14 protein-coding genes are annotated in these 20,033 nt (G+C 43.2%); 13 read left to right on the top strand and 1 reads right to left on the bottom strand.

Annotated elements, in window-relative coordinates; genetic code table 11:
- The 4 genes from RI557_RS09375 to RI557_RS09360 all read left to right on the top strand — a co-directional run.
- Positions 1-3,187 (top strand): M4 family metallopeptidase (locus RI557_RS09375; RefSeq protein WP_310683438.1); only part of this gene is annotated, 3,187 nt, incomplete at its 5' end.
- A 163-nt stretch (positions 3,188-3,350) separates the two neighbouring features.
- The gene (locus tag RI557_RS09370) at positions 3,351-4,076 is read left to right on the top strand and encodes a polyprenol monophosphomannose synthase (protein WP_310683436.1); all 726 of its coding nucleotides are present in this window, start codon (positions 3,351-3,353) and stop codon (positions 4,074-4,076) included.
- A 5-nt stretch (positions 4,077-4,081) separates the two neighbouring features.
- On the top strand, positions 4,082-5,413 hold the full coding sequence (locus RI557_RS09365; protein WP_310683434.1) for a dihydroorotase: 1,332 nt from the start codon (positions 4,082-4,084) through the stop codon (positions 5,411-5,413).
- The gene (locus tag RI557_RS09360; RefSeq protein WP_310683431.1) at positions 5,413-5,808 is read left to right on the top strand and encodes a DUF4296 domain-containing protein; all 396 of its coding nucleotides are present in this window, start codon (positions 5,413-5,415) and stop codon (positions 5,806-5,808) included. The genes RI557_RS09365 and RI557_RS09360 overlap by 1 nt, the downstream gene beginning before the upstream one ends.
- On the opposite strand, the gene RI557_RS09355 is transcribed toward RI557_RS09360, so the two are convergent.
- Complete coding sequence (locus tag RI557_RS09355) at positions 5,805-6,809, bottom strand: NAD-dependent epimerase/dehydratase family protein (RefSeq protein WP_310683429.1); 1,005 nt, start codon at positions 6,807-6,809, stop codon at positions 5,805-5,807. The two genes, RI557_RS09360 and RI557_RS09355, sit on opposite strands and share 4 nt — an antisense overlap.
- A 77-nt stretch (positions 6,810-6,886) precedes the next feature.
- Here RI557_RS09355 and tyrS point away from each other — a divergent pair, with 77 nt between their 5' ends.
- From tyrS to RI557_RS09310, 9 genes are all read left to right on the top strand, one after another.
- Entirely contained in the window at positions 6,887-8,179 is a 1,293-nt protein-coding gene (gene tyrS / locus RI557_RS09350; RefSeq protein ID WP_310668768.1) for a tyrosine--tRNA ligase, read from the top strand.
- A gap of 122 nt (positions 8,180-8,301) precedes the next feature.
- The gene (locus RI557_RS09345) at positions 8,302-8,493 is read left to right on the top strand and encodes a hypothetical protein (RefSeq protein ID WP_310668769.1); all 192 of its coding nucleotides are present in this window, start codon (positions 8,302-8,304) and stop codon (positions 8,491-8,493) included.
- A 2-nt stretch (positions 8,494-8,495) separates the two neighbouring features.
- The gene (locus tag RI557_RS09340; protein WP_310683427.1) at positions 8,496-8,768 is read left to right on the top strand and encodes a hypothetical protein; all 273 of its coding nucleotides are present in this window, start codon (positions 8,496-8,498) and stop codon (positions 8,766-8,768) included.
- A gap of 240 nt (positions 8,769-9,008) precedes the next feature.
- The gene (locus RI557_RS09335) at positions 9,009-10,289 is read left to right on the top strand and encodes a T9SS type A sorting domain-containing protein (RefSeq protein WP_310683425.1); all 1,281 of its coding nucleotides are present in this window, start codon (positions 9,009-9,011) and stop codon (positions 10,287-10,289) included.
- 48 nt (positions 10,290-10,337) lie between these two features.
- Complete coding sequence (locus tag RI557_RS09330; RefSeq protein WP_310683423.1) at positions 10,338-12,413, top strand: hypothetical protein; 2,076 nt, start codon at positions 10,338-10,340, stop codon at positions 12,411-12,413.
- 11 nt (positions 12,414-12,424) lie between these two features.
- Entirely contained in the window at positions 12,425-14,686 is a 2,262-nt protein-coding gene (locus RI557_RS09325) for a T9SS type A sorting domain-containing protein (protein WP_310668773.1), read from the top strand.
- Positions 14,687-14,801: 115 nt separating this feature from the next.
- On the top strand, positions 14,802-16,235 hold the full coding sequence (locus RI557_RS09320; RefSeq protein WP_310668774.1) for a hypothetical protein: 1,434 nt from the start codon (positions 14,802-14,804) through the stop codon (positions 16,233-16,235).
- Complete coding sequence (locus RI557_RS09315) at positions 16,216-19,110, top strand: TonB-dependent receptor (RefSeq protein ID WP_310683421.1); 2,895 nt, start codon at positions 16,216-16,218, stop codon at positions 19,108-19,110. The genes RI557_RS09320 and RI557_RS09315 overlap by 20 nt, the downstream gene beginning before the upstream one ends.
- Positions 19,110-20,033 (top strand): PorV/PorQ family protein (locus RI557_RS09310; protein WP_310683419.1); only part of this gene is annotated, 924 nt, incomplete at its 3' end. The genes RI557_RS09315 and RI557_RS09310, both read left to right, overlap by 1 nt.

Genomic DNA, 20,033 nt, shown 5'->3' with positions numbered 1-20,033 from the left:
CAACGGTATTCCGGTTTCATTTAACCGGGTTATTGCCCACATTGAAAACGGAAAAGTAACTTCGGTAAACGGGAATTTCAACCTTTCTTCTCCATCGACAACCCAGGCTGGAATTTCTGAAAGTGCGGCTCTGACCAATGCGCTTAACAGTATAAATGCACAAACTTACAAATGGGAAATTCCGGCTGAGGAACAATTGCTCAAAACTGAAACAGGAGACCCTTCAGCTAGTTTTTATCCTCAGGGTGAATTGTGTTACGTTCAGCCAGATGCCAGAATAGATGCAGATCACAAATTAGCGTGGAAGTTCAACATTTACGCTCAAAAACCGCTTTCCAGAAAAGAATACTTTGTTGACGCTCAATCAGGCGACATCATTTTCACTAATGATCAGATCCACCACTCAGATGCTCAGGGAACTGCCGAGACTAAATACAGCGGTACTCGCACAATTGTTACAGACAGTGTTTCTCCCAACATGTTTAGATTGAGAGAAACTGGTCGCGGAAATGGGATCAACACTTTCAACATGCAAAACGGAACAAACCACGGTAATGCAGTTGACTTCACCGATGGTGACAATTATTGGGACAACGTAAATGCTAACCAGGATGAAGTAGCTACTGATGCACACTGGGGAGCAGAAATGACTTATGACTACTACTTAACTCAACACAACCGCAACTCAATTGATGGCAATGGTTTTGCTCTAAACAGCTACGTTCATTATGACAACAACTACGGGAATGCTTTTTGGGACGGCCAACGCATGACTTACGGTGACGGAGGAAACCAAACAACTCCTTTTACAGCTCTCGATATCACAAGTCACGAAATCACACACGGTTTAACAAGCCGAACTGCAGACCTCATTTACTCTTACGAATCAGGCGCATTGAACGAATCATTCTCTGATATTTTTGGAGCTGCCGTGGAAATATGGGCTCGCCCTAATAACAACAACTGGCTCATTGGAGAAGATATTGGTATTACTCTTCGGAGTATGTCAGATCCAAATCAGTACGGAGATCCCGACACTTACCAGGGAGATAACTGGGAGTTTGGAGCTTTTGACAATGGCGGTGTTCATATTAACAGCGGTGTACAGAATTATTGGTTTTACCTTCTCGTCAATGGCGGCAGCGGTACAAATGACAATAACGAAAGTTACAATGTAACTGCTCTCGGGCTTACTACTGCTGCTGAAATCGCTTTTAGAAACTTAGTCACTTACCTAAGTCCTTCATCAGAATACGATGAAGCGCGTTTTTATTCGATTAAATCTGCAGTTGATTTATTTGGGGCTTGCAGTCCAGAAGTTGAAGCTGTAACAAATGCCTGGCATGCCGTTGGCGTTGGACCGGCTTACACGCCAAATGTTGTCAGTGATTTTTCAGCGAGTTTAACTTCTAGCTGTACTGCACCGCTTGAGGTTTCGTTTACAAATAACAGCATCAATGGACTCAATTTCACATGGGACTTTGGTGATGGAAATTCGAGCACTCAACTCAATCCATCTCACACGTATGCCAATAATGGAAATTACGATGTTCAACTCATTGTTGATGGCGGCAACTGCGGTGCAGATTCAGTAGTGAAAAGCAGCTATATTAATATTGGTCCGAACCAGCCATGTGTCGTGACAATGCCATCATTAGGGCCCGGTGAAGATCAAACAAGTTGCACTGGTCGCGTATTTGACTCCGGAGGAGAACAAGGCAACTACGGAAGTGGTGAATCGAGCTTCCTCACAATTGCTCCATCAGGTGGCGCTAGCAGCGTAACGCTTTACATCAACAGTTTTGATGTTGAAGCAGGATCTGGATCAACATGCGACTATGACTACCTCGCAATTTATGAAGGTCAGAGCACTAACGGTACTTTAATTGGAAAGTATTGTAATACGACCGGAATTCCCGGCACAATTACTTCTCAAACAAATGCAGTCACATTGCATTTCTTTTCAGATGGCGGTGTAGAAAATGCCGGTTTCGATATTACATGGAACTGTACTTACCCTGATGTTCCTCCGGCAGCAGATTTTACAGCTTCATCAGTAAGTGATTGCCGCGGAACATATTCATTCAGCGATGAATCAGCTAATGGCCCAACCGGCTGGACGTGGGATTTTGGTGATGGAAACACCTCAACTGATCAAAACCCAACACACACTTACACGCAAAATGGTGATTTTGATGTTACGCTAACAGCAACAAATAGTCATGGAACAGACAGTGTTGTGAAGTCTTCTCATGTAACGATCACAAAACCATCAGCTCCGCAAGTCATTTTGACTAACAATCCCGGAAACGGGGACTCTGCGGTTCTGACCACGACTGACAGCGGAGTTATTTATTGGTTTGACAGCATTTGGGGAGGAAATTTACTGGATACCGGAAGCACATTTACTTCAGCTCCGCTTTCCTCTTCAACATCGTTTTTTGTTGAGCGTGAAATCTTAAAACCAATTGAAAAAATTGGCCCGGTTGACAACCAGTTTGGTTCAGGTAATATGTTTAACAATGACCAATACCTGGTATTTGATGCACTTTCTGATTTCGAACTCAAAACTGTAAAGGTTTTTGCAGGGCAGGCCGGAAACAGAACGATTGAACTACGCAATTCGAGCGGTCAATTATTAGCGAGTGAAACAGTATTCATTCAGCCGGGCGAACACAGAATTGAACTCGATTTTGATATTCAACAGGGAACTGATTACCAACTCGGTGTTTCTACCAACAACATGATTTCACTTTACAGAAATGACGGTGGCGTTCAGTATCCATACAGCGTAGCCGGACTCGCATCAATCAAGAGAAGTTCAGCTAATTCTAACCCGTTTGGTTATTACTATTTCTTCTACGACTGGGAGATTCAGGAGCCTTCTTGCATCTCAGAACGCGAAGAAGTAATTGTGAACCTCACAGGAACAGATGAATTATCTCAAAATTCAGGATTGACACTTTATCCAAACCCGACTCGCTCAAAACTCAATGTTGAATTTAGCGGTTGGAATGACGAAAAAGTTCAAATTGAGATTTTGTCCTCTACTGGTGCACTTGTGAAAACGATCAGCACATCAGCTACTAAAGCGACAATTGATGTTTCAAACTTAGCTGCCGGTTACTATTTGCTCAAAGCAACTGGCGACCAAAAAACAGCGATTGAAAGAATTGTGATCAACTAAAATGACGATATCAAAAAAAACCGTGCAGAGAATTCTTTGCGCGGTTTTTTTATTTTAAACATAACCCTCGTTTAAATTCTCTTAATTTTCCCTAAATCCATCTCAAAATATAGCGAATACAAAATCCGTTGAGTAATTTCGCCATTCATTAATTATTTTAATCGTGTCGAACAACGTTGTAATAATTCCAACCTATAATGAAAAGGAAAATGTGGAACGCATGGTCAGAACCGTGTTTTCACTCGAAATTCCGTTCGACTTACTCATCATTGATGACGGCTCACCTGATGGAACCGGAGAAATCGTCAAAACACTCCAAAAAGATTTCCCTGACAAACTCCACATTATTGAGCGAAAAGGAAAACTAGGCCTCGGCACAGCTTACATCACCGGCTTTAAATGGGCCCTCGATCACGATTACGACTACATTTTCGAAATGGACTGCGACTTCTCGCACAACCCTGAAGACCTCGTTCGGTTACATGAAGCTTGTGCTACTAAAGGAGCTGATATGGCCATCGGATCGCGATATGTATCAGGGGTTAACGTGGTCAACTGGCCGATGGGCAGAGTTCTCATGAGCTACTTTGCATCGGTTTATGTTCGCATGATAACCGGCATGCCCATTCAGGACGCTACGGCCGGATTCAAATGCTACTCAAAAAAAGTATTACAACGCATCAATCTCGACAAAATAAAATTTAAAGGTTACGCCTTTCAAATAGAAATGAAGTTCACAACCTGGAAGTTGGGCTTCAACATTGTAGAGGTTCCGATCATTTTCACCGACCGCCAGGAAGGGACTTCTAAAATGAATACCGGAATTTTCAAGGAAGCTTTCTTTGGAGTTATCGAAATGAAATTAAAATCGTGGTTTAAAAAATACTGATCGTTATGCGCACACTCATCAAGAATGCAACAATCATCAATGAGGATAAGCAATTTAAAGGAGACGTGCTTATCGAGGATGAATTCATCACTGAAGTTGGCGAGGGAATTGACAAACCGGCCGATAAAACAATTGACGCTTCAGGAAAAATTTTGATTCCGGGCATGATTGATGACCAGGTGCATTTCAGAGAACCGGGACTCACACAAAAAGCTGAAATAAAAACCGAATCACGAGCAGCTGTAGCCGGTGGAATCACGAGTTACATGGAAATGCCCAATACCATTCCGCAAGCTACAACGATTGACCTTCTTGAAGACAAGTACAAAAGAGCGAATGAGGTTTCGTTAGCTAACTACTCGTTTTACATGGGTACCACAAACAAAAACCTCGATGAATTGCTCAAGATCGATCAAAAGAAAATTTGCGGTGTCAAAATTTTCATGGGTTCCTCTACCGGAGATATGGTGGTAGATGATGAAAAAGCTTTGGAGAAAACATTTGAAGAAGTTAAAACACTCATTGCCACGCATTGCGAAAACGACCCCATGATTGGTGAAAATGCCAAAAAATACCGCGCGAAATACGGAGAAAATGTTCCAATTGAATGTCATCCTGATATCCGCAGTAGAGAAGCTTGCTACAAGTCTTCTTCTTACGCTAAGAGCCTGGCTGACAAATACGGGACACGCCTTCACATTCTTCATATTTCCTCAAAAGAAGAACTGGATCTTTTCCGCAACGATATTCCAATGAAAGAAAAGCATGTTACGAGTGAAGCATGCATTCATCACATGTGGTTTTCTCGGGAAGATTACAAAGAAAAGGGAACTCACATCAAATGGAATCCGGCTGTGAAAGAACGTGAAGATGCTGAGGCCATTCTGCAAGCTGTAAATGACGACAGAATAGATGTCATCGCTACAGATCACGCTCCTCACACACTTGAAGAAAAAGACAACACGTATTTCAAAGCACCATCGGGCGGACCTCTAGTTCAACACGCTCTTCCTGCTCTCTTTGAGTTTTGGAAACAAGGCAAGTTAACGCTCGAAAAAATAGTGCGCAAAACGAGTCACAACGTTGCCGATATGTTCAGCATTGAAAAACGCGGTTACATCAAACCCGGCTATTACGCTGATTTGGTTCTGATCGATCCTGAAAAGCCACTTACCGTTTCAAAAGACAACCTCCTCTACAAATGCGGGTGGAGTCCGTTTGAGGGAACGACTTTCCAGTGCAGCATTGACAAAACATTCGTGAATGGCTACCTCGCCTGGGACAATGGTCAGATCCATGACCAACAACTGGGTAAACGCTTAACATTTAACCGCTGATGCGCAACTTTTTGTTCATAGCGCTTATTTCGCTTCTTTCATTTAGCTGCGGCTCAGATGAAGAAAAAGCGACTCCGCCTGATGACATCATCCAGCGGGAGCAGATGACCCAGGTTCTGACCGATATACAAATTGCAGAAGCGATTTACCAGCGCGGCAATTTCCCAAAGGATGATTACGATGGAAAAAAGTACATACTCAAGATGTATCAAAAGATTTTTGAGAAGTACGGAGTGGATGAACAAAAATTCAAGCAATCGCTAACCTGGTATGAAGAGCACCCCAAAATTTTAGCCGATATGTACGATGAGGTGCTCAACGAGCTCTCTCAACGAGAAGCCAACCTTCGCGACAAAAGAAAATCAAAGAATAAGGAGAAAAAGAAAGACAATTAGTGCTCATTTAAAAAACGTTCAGCAGTATCCTTTACAGCCTTTTCAATTGAATTAAACTCAAAGTCTAATTCCTTTTTGATCTTCTCGTTACTGTACTGCACATTACTATTAGCCGATTGAGCCGTTTCTCGAGTAATCAACGGCTTTTTGCCCGTAAAAAAGCTACGCACCTTTTCCAGTCGCCACGCGATGGAGCTCATCGTTTTAGTCGCCAATACTGAGGGCCGTTTCTTATCCAGAGCATCAGCGATCAAATTGAAGTAATCGCGATACTTCATGTTTTCCCCAACAACCAAATAACGATTTCCAAAAAGCTCTTTGTCCATCACCTCGATGAGAGCCTGAGCCACATCCTTAACATCTACAAAAGCATTGGAACCCGTTGTGTAATACCTGAGTCCGTCCCAAACCTGTGAAAACATAGCAGCACTGCTCGTATTCCAGTTTCCCGGCCCCACGACAATACACGGGTTCACCATCGCCACGTTTAAGCCTTCCTGAGATCCACGCCATATTTCGCGCTCCCCGTAATGTTTGGAAATCGCGTAATAAGAGGTGTGCTTATCCTCTTTCCATTTGATGTTCTCATCTGTTTTGTCACCATTTCGGTCAGAACCGATTGCAGCCGTAGAGCTCACGTAGCCAAATTTTTTGACTCCAACATCCAGCGAGATATTGACCAAATTAGCTGTTCCCTCAATATTGACCCTGTACAACTTATTTTTCTCACCGGGATCAAAACTCACATAAGCCGCAGCGTGATAAACTTCATCGCACCCATTAACGAGTTTTTCCAGCTCGATAACATCAAATAAGTCACCATCAACCCACTCGATGTTTTCCAGTAAACCAGTATCGCCTCCGTAATGATTGAAATGATTTTCGAGAATTGACGTATCGCTCGACTCCCTCTTGAGCGCACGCAACTTTTCACCTCTTGAAAGGAGAAAGTAAGCCAAGTGAGAGCCTACAAGTCCGGTTGCGCCCGTAATGAATATCACGCGGCAAAGGTAGTCAGGGAATTGATTTTTTAAAGTGTTAATCTGACTATCTTTGGCCCGCAAAACGAAACGCAACAATGGCATCAGCATTAATAGAAGAACTACAATGGCGCGGAATGGTGCACGACATCATGCCGGGAACTGAAGAACAACTCGAGAAAGAACCAACTACAGCTTACGTTGGCATTGACCCCACTGCAGATTCTTTGCACATCGGTCATCTAGTATCAGTTATGTTGCTCAAACACCTGCAACTTCACGGACATAAACCTTTGGCTCTTGTTGGTGGAGCTACAGGAATGATCGGTGATCCATCAGGTAAATCGAAAGAACGCAATTTGTTAAATGAAGAACAACTTCGCCACAATGAAGCTTGTTTAAAAGAGCAACTCAAACGCTTTTTGGATTTTGACCAGTCAGAACCCAACGCAGCCGAGCTCGTGAATAACTACGACTGGATGAAGGAGTTTTCTTTCCTCGAGTTCATCCGCGACATCGGTAAGCACATCACCGTGAACTACATGATGTCAAAAGACTCGGTTAAGAAACGTCTCGGTTCTGAAAGTAAAGAAGGGATGTCGTTCACTGAATTTACTTACCAGTTGGTGCAGGGCTATGATTTTCTCCACCTCTACCGCGAGAAGAATTGTAGGTTGCAAATGGGCGGATCTGACCAATGGGGAAATATCACAACCGGTACTGAGATGATTCGCAGAATGGAACAGGGCGAGGCATTTGCGTTTACATGTCCGCTCATTACAAAAGCTGACGGATCAAAGTTCGGAAAGACAGAGAGCGGCAATGTTTGGCTCGACAAAAAACTAACATCACCGTATAAATTCTACCAGTTTTGGCTCAATACCAGCGATGAAGATGCCGAAAAATACATCAAGATTTTCACGTTGTTGAGCAGGGAAGAAATCGAAAAAATCGTTTCAGAACACAAAGAAGCTCCCGGCCGAAGAGCTCTACAAAAGAAACTCGCTGAGGAAGTCACGATAATGGTTCACGGTGAAGAAGACCTGCAAACCGCAATCGAAGCCAGCAATATCTTGTTTGGCAAAGCGACTGAAGAATCGTTGCGCAAGCTCAGTGAAGAAGACTTCCTGAGTGTTTTTGAAGGAGTTCCGCAAACAGAATTATCAAAAAATGAAATCATCGGCAGTAATGAGTACGATTTATTCAGCGGTAAAACAGACTTCTTAAAATCGAATGGAGAAGTCCGCAGGGCACTCAAAGAGAATTCTCTACAACTGAACAAAGAAAAAATTCAGGGAGAAATCAGCATTTCAGATGACAACCTCATCAACGACAAATACCTCCTTCTACAACGCGGAAAGAAAAACTACTTCCTCGTTATCGCGAAGTAATTTAAAGATCTTTAAAGCACCTTTTCCAAAGTTTTGAACTTTGGAAAAGGTATTTTCACGACTTCCTTCCGCACATTCTTTTTTGTAACTTCGTATGTAAGTTAAAGTGATAATCTTAGAGAATGAAGACTCAGTATATAACAGATGATGAAGGTGAGAAAATAGCAGTAGTTCTCCCTATAAAAAAATGGCGAAAAATGCTTGAAGAGCTTGAGGAGCTTGACGATATCAAGACTTACGATAAGGTTAAAAAGTCAAACCTTAAATTTACTGAAGCAAATGAAGCATTCAACGAGATTGAAAAAACAAATTAACTATGCCCACACAAGTTGAAGATATTAGAAAGTCGATAATAGATAAGATCCTCACTATCGAAGATCACAGGCTACTTGAGTCTTTAGACAACTTACTAAAAACAAGTAAAGTTGAACTGACTGATGAGCAAATTGAGATTCTTCAAATAAGCTTAAATAATATCGAAAAGGAAGATTTAATAGATCAAAAAGACCTATTAACTGAAGAACGCAAAGTCTTTCAGAAAAATAAAATGGTCTCCCGTTGCCAGCAAACAACTAAGAAATATTCTTAGGTACTGGCTAGTTAATAATCAGTCTCCAGCCTAAGAAAAACTACCCCACGTTATTGAAAAATAACATCAAGATCTCTTATGCACCTTTTCCAAAGTTACTTTGGAAAAGGTTTTGAAAGCATCCCAACATCATGCAATCCCTCCGCCCATTACCAATTCATTAACTTTTCAAAAAGCGATCAAAATTTTTCACAACACATCAAAAATTGAACGTACTTTTGTCGGCAGAAACACAATTTTATGCGTTTTATACTCCTTATTACCGGGCTGCTATCCCTTCAAACACTGCGCAGCCAGGAGGACATCAAAGTCCTCACGTACAACCTCATGCTGTATCGCTCAACAATAGGTCAGTGCGATTACAGCAATAATGATCCCGCTCAAAAAGAAGACAACCTCAAAACGGTTATTCAATATGCCGATCCGGATGTTGTCGTGTTTCAGGAAATCGGGAACAGCCAGGGAAACATCCTCGATCTTTTGGATAACTCCCTCAATACAGACGGAGAAACAAAATACACTTACACTACTTACGCTGGCAGCTCAAGCCTTATCAATCACTGCTTTTTCAACGAAAACAAAATAGGCTACATCGGTCACAACAGCATTGAACGCGGCATCAACAACGAGTACATCGTTCGCCTCATCGATGCTTACCGTTTTTACTACAAAGACCCTTCTCTCGCTTCGGGAGCTGACACGACTTACTTCACGGTGTTTGCAGCCCACTTCAAGGCAGGTCAGGGTGGTCAGAACCCTGATGACCGTCACGTTGCTGCCGAGGCTATTATGGAATACGTTCGCGATAACGATCTCCAAAACTTCATGCTCGCGGGTGATCTCAACGTTTACGCTGCTTCAGAGCCGGCTTACCAACAATTGACAGATTTCTACGATGCCTCGTATAACTTCAACGACCCAACGGGAATTGAAGGTGCATGGAACAATAACAACTCAGGAAATTTTTCACTTGTTCACACTCAAAGTACTCATACCGGCTTTGACCCGTGTTTTTCGGGTGGTGGAATGGATGACCGCTTCGATTTCATCTTGCTCAGCAATTCGATAATGGATAATTCAAATTACCTGGAATACGACAGCTATTCTTACCGCGTGATCGGGCAAGATGGAAACCGTTTCAACTCAAGTGTGGTTTCACCCAGCAATGCCGATGTAAGCCTCAACGTGGCAAATGCACTTTATCGAGTGAGCGATCACCTGCCGGTTGTTGTAACGCTAAAAGCTCACTCCAGAGATCCGAGCTCTACTCAGGAACTCAAATTCAATAAACACTTTATTAAAATTCAGAATCCTGTTCGCAACAAGGCTCTGACCATTAGAAGTAGTTACAACCGACAAACAACGGCTACGCTTTACGACTTAACGGGCCGCAAAATTCAGGACATTAACATTACTCCGGGTGTGAATAACATTCACCTCGATTCAAAAACTAAAAAAGGTAACTATATATTGAAGATCAATAAGAAGGGGGTAACTCCTTTTCGTATAGTTATAATTTAATCTTAACCTAACAATCAGGGAAATATTCAAGGGTAATTTTGCCGCGAAATGAAAAAGGTAATTGTATCGCTTTTTATTCTGGGGCTGTCGCTTAGCGGCTGGTCTCAATCGTTTGACGAAAAAGTAACAACTTCATCAAGAGTGAGATTAAACGTTACGAACGTAGGAACTTTCGGGAACGCTTTTAGAGGTTACCGCGATGGATCGGGTACACCTTCCTGCGAGTATCCTGCCGGCTCTGGAATTGAGCACCTTTTTGAATCGGGTATTTGGGTTGCTGCCAATCCTGATCAGGTTTCTACTGCAGCTTATGACGCACCAAACGGCTATGCCACTGGCGGACGAGGCTTTGAAATGACAGTACCTGTAGGCTCGGTTCTGAACGAAAAATCAACACTTTTTGATAGTCCAAACTACGCGACAAACGCAATTTCACAACAGGATTTTATCGCAGATTTTACCGATAGCAATGTTGTGGTTCCGGGTACAAATACCCCAATTACTGATCACAACGATCCGCTGAATATTGGCATTCACATGGAAGCTTACAATTGGAATTACGCTTTCAGTGACTTTTTCGTGATTGTGAGTTTTGATATTGTGAATTATTCAAACCGCGCTTACGACTCGATGTACGTTGGACTTTGGTCAAATACAGTTGTGCGAAATGTAAACGTTACTCCGGCAGGATCAGGCGGATCTGCTTTTTACTCACAAGGTGGAAATGGCTACTCTGATTCGCTCAATATGGCCTATTGCTGGGATGTTGCAGGTGATGTTGGTTTCACGGAAAGCTACATCGGGCAAAAATTCCTCGGTGCCGATTACAAAGGAGCATTTTACAATCCGCAAAATACACCGGGCTTTAATGTTCATTACAACACCTGGCAGTTCAACTCGGGATCGGCAACATTGGCGTTCCCTACGAGTGAAAATGCACGTTATCAAAAAATGACGCGCGGACTCAATTTCGAGCAAAACTGGGATCAGATCCAAAACGACATCAGTCAGCCCGGTAACCGCTCAGATCTCGTGAGTGCCGGACCGTTTTACAACTACCAGCCCGGTGACACGATCAGCTTAGCTTTTGCTTTCATCATGGGAGAAAAGAAAGAAGACGGAAACCCGAACAGCGCCAACACACTCGCTCAACGTGAAATTTTCTACCGCAATGCAGATTGGGCTCAAACAGCTTACCTCGGTGAAGATGCAAACGGAGATGGAATTTTAACACCTGATGAAGACCTCGATGGTGACAACAAAATCGATCGCTACATCCTCCCTACTCCCCCCGATATTCCAAAAACAAAAGTTATCGCTGAAGGTGACAGTATTCAACTCTACTGGAGCGACAACTCTGAATCATCAGTAGATCCTATTTCACTCGAAGAGGATTTTGAAGGTTACCGCGTTTACCTTTCTAAACTCGGCTTTGATGTTGTGGGAACATCAGATCTCGATTTCGAGAACGAACTCTTCAAAATAGCTGAGTACGACCTCGATGATAACGGAATAGCTTACGACATAGGGCTCAACAGCGTTAGACTTGAAGAGCCTTATACATCTGAAGGCGAAACCTATTACTACAAGTACACGATTAACGATGTTCAACCCGGCTGGCAATACGCAGTTGCAGTGACATCATTTGACCGTGGCGAACCGGAAAACAATCTGGAATCGCTGGAGAGCTCTCCGGCTTCAAACCTCAAGCGGGTATTTACAGGAACTCCTATTAACGATGATCCCGACAGCGAAGAACCATTTGCTTATCCCAATCCGTATTACAGCGGTGCAGCATGGGAAGGAGCAAGTAACTTCCAGGAAGAAAGTAGAAAAATGTACTTCGCCAATTTACCGGCAGAATGTGTAATTCGAGTATTTACTCCGGCCGGTGATTTGATTGACGAAATTCGCCACGACCAGGACTACAATGGATCAGACATAAGATGGTTCCAGACTTTTGGAGCTGAAAATCCAGACGAAAACGTTTTCTCAGGTGGTATTCACGCCTGGGATTTACTCTCCCAAAACAACCAAATTATATCGAGAGGACTCTACCTCTTTACGGTTGAAGATTTGGGAACCGGAAAAATTCACAAAGGCAAATTCATGGTTATTAAATAATGCAAACAGATATGAAACAATTACTACTCAGCGCAGCAGCATTTTTGGGACTTGCAACAGCGCAGGCCCAGCATGACACGGTTAGCGTGTATGACATTCAGTACATTGACCAGAGCAGTCTACAAAACTGCAACGACACGAGTTCTTACTTTGGCGATACCGTAACCGTAGCCGGTTATGTTGTTACTCCGGGTGGATACTCAGAATTAGCATCAGGTAGCTCTCCAACAGGCCAGCGACCACTTTTAAACATCGTTGACACGATGAACCAGGGAGCCGGTGGTCCTTTTCACGGTATTCAAATTCACGGTTACTGGACTGATGACAACAGTAACTCTATTACTGCAGACTTACTAAACAGCATCCCATCAGGGCAATTAGTTTACATTACAGGTATTGTTGATGCCTACAATAATGAAACTCAAATTTATCCATTAACAAACTCTCAAACACATATTTTCGAACCAGGTGCTTCTGTACCTCAACCAAAGCCGGTTTCGGTAAATGTTGGCGACCTTCAAGATGGTAGTACAAACAACCAACTTGAAACTGGAGAGCAATGGGAAGGTTCTTATGTAGAGTTGACAAACCTTACGGTCGTTTCTGACGAGTCATACTCAACTCCTACAAGAAGGCAATACATCTGCCAGGATGCAAACGGAAATCAAATTCTGATTTACGATAAATTCCTCGCGATGAAAGATGGTGGTTGGACAACAGTAAACCCAAACTCTCCACAAAGTACAGGACCGTTGACTCCACTTCAGGTAGGCCAGGTATTGGATACTCTTCGTGGCATCATCGATCACGATGCAAACGGATGTTTAGGCGGTGGAAACTTTTCTCGTGGATACCGTATTTCTCCGATCTTTGAATCTGATATCGTTCGTGGAGTTTCTCCAGCTATTATCTCAAATGTTTCAAGAAGTTCTTCAATCCCAACTTCTTCGGATGATGTAACAATTACTTCTGATATTGTTGACCCTGATGGCTCAGTTGCTAATGCAACACTTTATTACTCAACAAACTTAAACTCAGGTTCTGTTAACTTTACTTCAATGGGAATGACAAATACTGGTGGTGACACTTATGAAGCTACAATTCCTGCACAGGGAGATGGCACTACAGTAGGTTATTACATCGAAGCGGAAGACAATGACGGAAACATGTCTTACTTCCCAATCACAAATGCCGGACAACAACAAAATGTTGAGTTCTACACAGTACGTGATAATGGAATTTCGATTTATGATATCCAGTACGTTCCTTATCCATCACAAGATGATGCTTCAAGCTTTGTTGGTGAAGAAGTGACTGTAACAGGTGTTGTTACGTCTTCAATGAAAGATTACGACCTGGGTTACGTGCACATTCAGGACCAAAACGCAACTGAATTTGGTGGTGTTATGCTAACAGGAGCACTTCAGTTAGGAGAACTTCAACGTCATGAAATTGTAACAGTTACCGGTACAGTTGTTGAAACTCGTGAGTTAACTCAAATCAACGTATCAAGTATTGATGAAGTGAATGCTACAACGCTCGATACAATTTCTCCGGTTATTCTTGACCCAGCTGATACTACTTCTAAAGCAAATCACGGATGGGAAAAGTATGAAGGTATGCTTGTAGAATTCCAGCATCCAGGAAATGGCAAGATTCACGTAACTGATGAATATTATGATTTCTTTGGCGCATGGATGGTATCTTCAAAAGACCAGGCTCCTGAAGATGAATCTTCAATCGTAATGACAGGTATTCAGGCAGCACAAAACTTTGCTTCAGTATATGTTTCAGTAATTACAAATGATACTACTCAATTACCGTCTTCTGATGCTCCATTAGAAGTTGATCCGGTAGCTACTGATACAACACAAAGCATGGATGCTCTTCGTGGAATTTTCTCAGCTCGTTATGAAGTTATCAAGCTGACTCCACGAAATAATGATGACTTCTTTGGATTCAGCGTTCCATTGGATTCTGCACAGCTTGAAGATACTGAATTGGAAACAGGAGTAACTGTAATCAACGGAAACACTGTTGAAACGGCTCTTTATCCAAATCCTGCAAGCAACAGATTGAATGTTCGCGTAAAAGGTGCTCAGGATCTTACAACAGTTGAACTTTACGACCTGAGCGGTCGCAATGTGAAAACAGTTCGCGTGAATAACGGTCAGAACCAAATTGACATTGCTAGTCTACAGGCTGGCGTTTACCTCGCAGTTATCAAAACTGAGGGTGTAAAAATTCAAACTGAAAAAATCATTATTCAATAACCATATTTCAATAAAACGTCTGCTGTTGATTCAATCAATGGCAGACGTTTTCTTTTAAACCTTTAAAGAAACGTACTCAAATCAATTGATCGTTTCACTTGTAGAATTTGCGCACATGAAAGGTTATCTTCAAATACTAACAATCGCGATTCTTGCCTTTCTTTCTTCCTGTGAAAAAACAGGAGATAGAAATGAAAACAAGTATCCCGAGACAAAAATCGCTTTTGAGTCGATTGACCTCAGCGGTGATGATCGCCTCAGCAGCAGTGTTAGACTGAGCTGGTTCGGAACCGATTCCGATGGGTACATCACAGGATTTGAAATTTCAATTGATGATGGCGAATGGCAATATACCAACGCCCAGGATAGCACTTTCAGGTTCAGCATACCGGCCGGGAGCGACTCAGCCGATATAGAATTTGCCGTACGCGCAATCGACAATGATGACAATATCGATCAGAGCCCAGCTACGCTTTCGGTTCCGATCAAAAACAGTACTCCAATAGCGACCATCGACAACAGCACCATCAAAGGTGATAGCACATTAGTCGTTCTTTCTTTTGATTGGGAAGGAACAGACCCTGATGGTTTCGAAACACTCGAAAAAGCTTATATCAAAGCAAATAACGGCTCGTGGTCACAACTCGACTTCAGCCAGGGAACAAACCTAATTTCAATTGTTCCATCACAACCTGATCAACAGGGACAACAATCTGCTGATGTTTACATCGGACAGGAAGATTCACCAAACGTCACAATTGATGGTTTTATCAATGGTGACTCAAACACATTTTATATCAAAGTAGCTGATATTGCAGGAAAGGAAAGTGTGCCCGATACTTCCAATACTGTATTCTTCCGCGACATCAACTCTGATTTATTGATGGTTACCGGTCAACCCGAAACGGTTACCGATCAATACCGCTCTATCCTCAACAACGTTTACCCAAACTACAACATTTACAATATCAGTCAGAACACAAGACTACCGCGTTATTTCAACCCAACATTCAAGTTGCTCATCAAGCAATTCGACAAAGTTTTCTTCAATACGGATTCTCAGATTTTTACAAATTTGAACAACCAACAGGAAGGACTGCTTTTAAACTTTGCTACTCCTTCTCTACTCGAGTTTACAAATGATGGAGGAAAGCTATTCATCACGACTTCGTTTACCAGCGGACAGGACCTCAGCGCAATTGCCGGAGTTCTCCCATTTGAGGAGCTTTCAACAGGTCCGGGAAGTGCTGATCTCTATCCAGACAGTACGGTGTACTCGAATGACAGCAACTACCCCAATCTCAAATCAGGGTCAGTAATTAGAAGTATGGACCCTGTTGTTCCCACTGCCGATGCAGAGCCTATATACTTCGCCAACTTCAATAACTACCAAAGCTGGAGCGACAACGTAATCGGAATCAAAAGAACGGGAGCGAATAACAACGTCAACCAAATACTTTTCACTGTTGAGCTCTACACATTGAGCGGTAATCAACAAAATTTGGAAAACCTATTTGACACAATACTGAATGATGAATTTGACTGGTAAACACATCATCGCAACCCTCGGCTTGCTGCTTTCGGTTCTGACCGTAACAGCTCAGGGAAAACTAAAAGGAACCCTCACAGATAGTGAAACGGGACAGCCACTGATAGGTGCCACGGTGCAAATTGTGGGAACTTACAAAGGTACATCGGCTGATGTTGACGGGAAATACATGATTAAAGATATTAAGCCGGGTGACTACTCGATCAAAATATCGTTCATCGGTTTTGCAGCTAAGGTTTTCAACGGGATAACGATTAAAGATGGCGAAACCACTGAACTGGATGCATCGCTTGAACCGCGCTCACAAACGCTTCAGGAGGTAACTATTGTTGGTGAAGCGAACCTCGTTGACCTTGAATCAGGAAAATCTGAAGTGAGCATCGGGCAGGAAGACATCGAAGAAATGAACGTTCGCGATGTCAAGGAAGTCGTGAGTATGCAGGCCGGTGTTAATACAACAACTGATGGTATTCAGATCCGAGGTGGCCGCGTGTACGAAACCGAATACCTGATCGATGGAATCTCGGCTCAGGATCCGCTTGCAGGTAGTGGTTCAGGTGCAGAAGTATCAGCCAATGCAGCGGCTGACGTAACGGTAATCACCGGTGGCCAGGGAGCAGAGTTTGGCGGGAGTTCGGCCGGAGTTATTTCAACCAAAATTCGCGAAGGTGGTGACAAGTTCCAAATTGGTGGTAGCTGGCAACGCGATAACCTCGGCTTTGATAAAGACAATGCTTACTCCTGGAATACTGACATCATTGAGCTCAACATGGGCGGACCTGTTCCGGGAACAAAAAAGAAAGTGAAGTTCTTTACAGCCATTCAGTCGATCATGAGTGACAACTACTTTGGCCCAACTGCAAATCAACTCGAAAGCAGCATCCTTCGAACAGGTTTTAATCGCTCAGGGAACGACTGGCTCAACAATAATTTCGTAGATCCTTTAAATCAGGGCACATTTTGGGCTCCCCGTCAACGCAACAACTGGTCGCACACACTCAAGTTATCGTGGCAAATAAAAGAAGGAACGCGATTATCAGTAACGAATCAGCACAGTCTAAACATCAACCAAAACACTAGAACACTTCAAATTGTAGGCTTTGATGCGATTCTCCTTCCCGGTTTTCAATTCCGCAGAAGTTTGAATCTCGACAATGCCACCACTTACACACACCATTCAAACCTCACGGCTCTGAACTTCAACCACTTTTTAAATGATAAGTGGAACCTTGACGTTTCTGTTGGCCGACTCTTTACAAATCTGAGAGCAGATGCTAACGGTCGCCCATTCAGAACCGAAACAGTTGATCAAATCCTCGATGAGCAATCGATTATTACTGATCCGGTTCAACTCTACAATCCGGGTGATGAAATCGTTTACACAATCCCTTCACCGTGGTTGATCAATAACGGAGGTATTTCTTCATTGTGGCACGATCACTATGCTGAAGAATACACGCTCAAATACAAGTTCCGTTTTTACCCGAACAGTAAAATTCACAAGATCACATTTGGTCACGAGCACAAGTTCACCGGGTACCAATGGGTTGATGTGACGCGTCCGTGGGTTGGAGCTCCTATCAGAATAGATGAAAACACAACAACACCCAACAGGAGCATCGGTAGCTCGTTCGATATTTGGAGTGTAAACGCCATGAACGGAGGTCTCTTCGCTCAAGATGTGATTACCTACAAAGGAATTATTGCAACACTCGGTATGCGACTCAACTACTGGGCTCCGGGTAAATTCGCTGATGACGCAGTTGACAATCCAAACTCTCCTGTTGTCGACCAGGTTCGCCAGAATTACGAAGAAGAAACATTTGGTTTGTTTGGTCAGCGCTGGAAAGCGAGATTGTTACCACGTATCAACGTTTCTTTCCCCGTTACAGAAAATAACGTGCTCTATTTCAACTACAGCCACTCGATGCGCTTACCTCACCCGCGATTTGTTTACCAGGGCCTCGATCCAAACTTCCAGGATCGTTCATTCCTGAGTAACCTCGGTAACCCAAATATCAATCCTGAGGTGAACGTTTCTTATGAAGTTGGAATGAAGTCTCAACTCACGAAAGACCTTGCTTTCACGCTTTCCGCATTTAACAACAACCGTTTTGATTACATCGTATCGAGACGAGTGCTAGTTGAAGATCAAACTGGCAGACCGGTTAGTAAGCAGATGTATATCAACCAGGATTACGCCAAAATACAAGGTGTTGAACTGGGAGTATTCCTCCGCATTGGCGAGCATTTCAAAGCATTTGCAAACGGAACCTACCAGGTTGCCCGTGGTAAATCGAACTCTGCTCGTGAAGCCGGACTTCAAATCGAACAGAATGGTGAAGTTGAGTTGACACGCGAACAATATCTCGCATTTGACCGCCCGTGGAATTTCAACGGAGGAATTACTTTCTCACCCGATAGTACACTCAAACTTTGGGGATACAGCCTTGGTGGCTGGCGCGTATTCCTCAAGCAGAGTTACCGCAGCGGATACCGTTACACACCGGTTGAACAAGTTGGAACAAATGACCTCGGCCGCCCGATATATGCGCCAAACAACGATGAATACCTCCAGGAAATCGGAACACCATGGATAAGCACAGACATCAAATTATCCAAGACATTCTACTTCAACGACAAAAGCAAAACCGGCATTACACTCAGCATTGAATTACGTAATGCGCTCAATAACAAAAGATCTCAAATCGTAAACCCAGTAACGGGAACAGCTTACAGGCAGGGAGATCCTGTGACAAACAACTACCGCGATCCGCGTTATTTAGGTCCGCAGGAAACAGGAGCTCTACCCAATAACCCGGCACGTTTCTTACCTCCACGTCAATTGTTGTACGGCATAAGCTTTAAATTCTAATGAAGAAATTTATAGTACATATCGCATTGATCATTATTTCAGCTCAGGCTTTCGGTCAGATCCTGCCCAACTTTGGTGGGCAAAGAGCCGGCCTATCAACACTGAGCTTTTTGAAAAATGATATGAATCCACGATCAGTTGCAATGGGAGGAGCTTCTGTTGCATTGCCGGGAGACATCATGTCAGTTTACACAAACCCCGCTTCAGTATCTGAAGTGAGAGACCTCTCTTTTGGCGTTTCCAATTACTTCGTTGGAGCCGGAGCAAACCAGGGTTTGGTAACAGCCATTATCCCGACTAAAAGCGCATCTTCATTCGGTATCACGGTAAACACGCTCAACTCAGGAGCAATGGAAGTGAGAACAGAGTTTCAACCGATGGGAACCGGACAAAAGACGTATGCTAACAATTTAGCAGCCGGATTGACATACAGCAAAATTCTCAGTGACCAGTTCTCATTTGGTGTAACCATGAAGTACATCTACGAACAACTTGCAGAATATTACAACCACACTGCAGCAGTTGATGTGGGCTTCAAATACAACACCGATTTTAAAGATTTATCATTTGCCGTGATGATGCAAAACTTCAGCGGAAGTTCATCACTCAGCGGAGATGAGCGAGAAGTTGATTTCAACCGATCAGGCATGAGCCTCGACAACTACACGGTTCCGAACGTGTTCAAATTAGGCGTATCGATGAAGCCGGTTGAAGTTGGTAATCATGCATTACTCACAACATTTGAACTCAACCACCCTAACGACAACGCTGAGAACTACCGAATTGGCGCTGAATATCAGTATTTAGAGCTTCTACAGGTGAGAGCCGGATACAAATTCAACGTGTTGGGTCAACGCTTCCCGACTTTTGGAATTGGGATACGCCACAGCATAGGCGCTCACCCAATGCAAATCAACTACGCG

It is taken from the genome of Salibacter sp. (genome assembly GCF_031581065.1).
Lineage (GTDB): Bacteria > Bacteroidota > Bacteroidia > Flavobacteriales_G > Salibacteraceae > Salibacter.
This window is presented reverse-complemented; position numbering and strand designations above follow the sequence as displayed.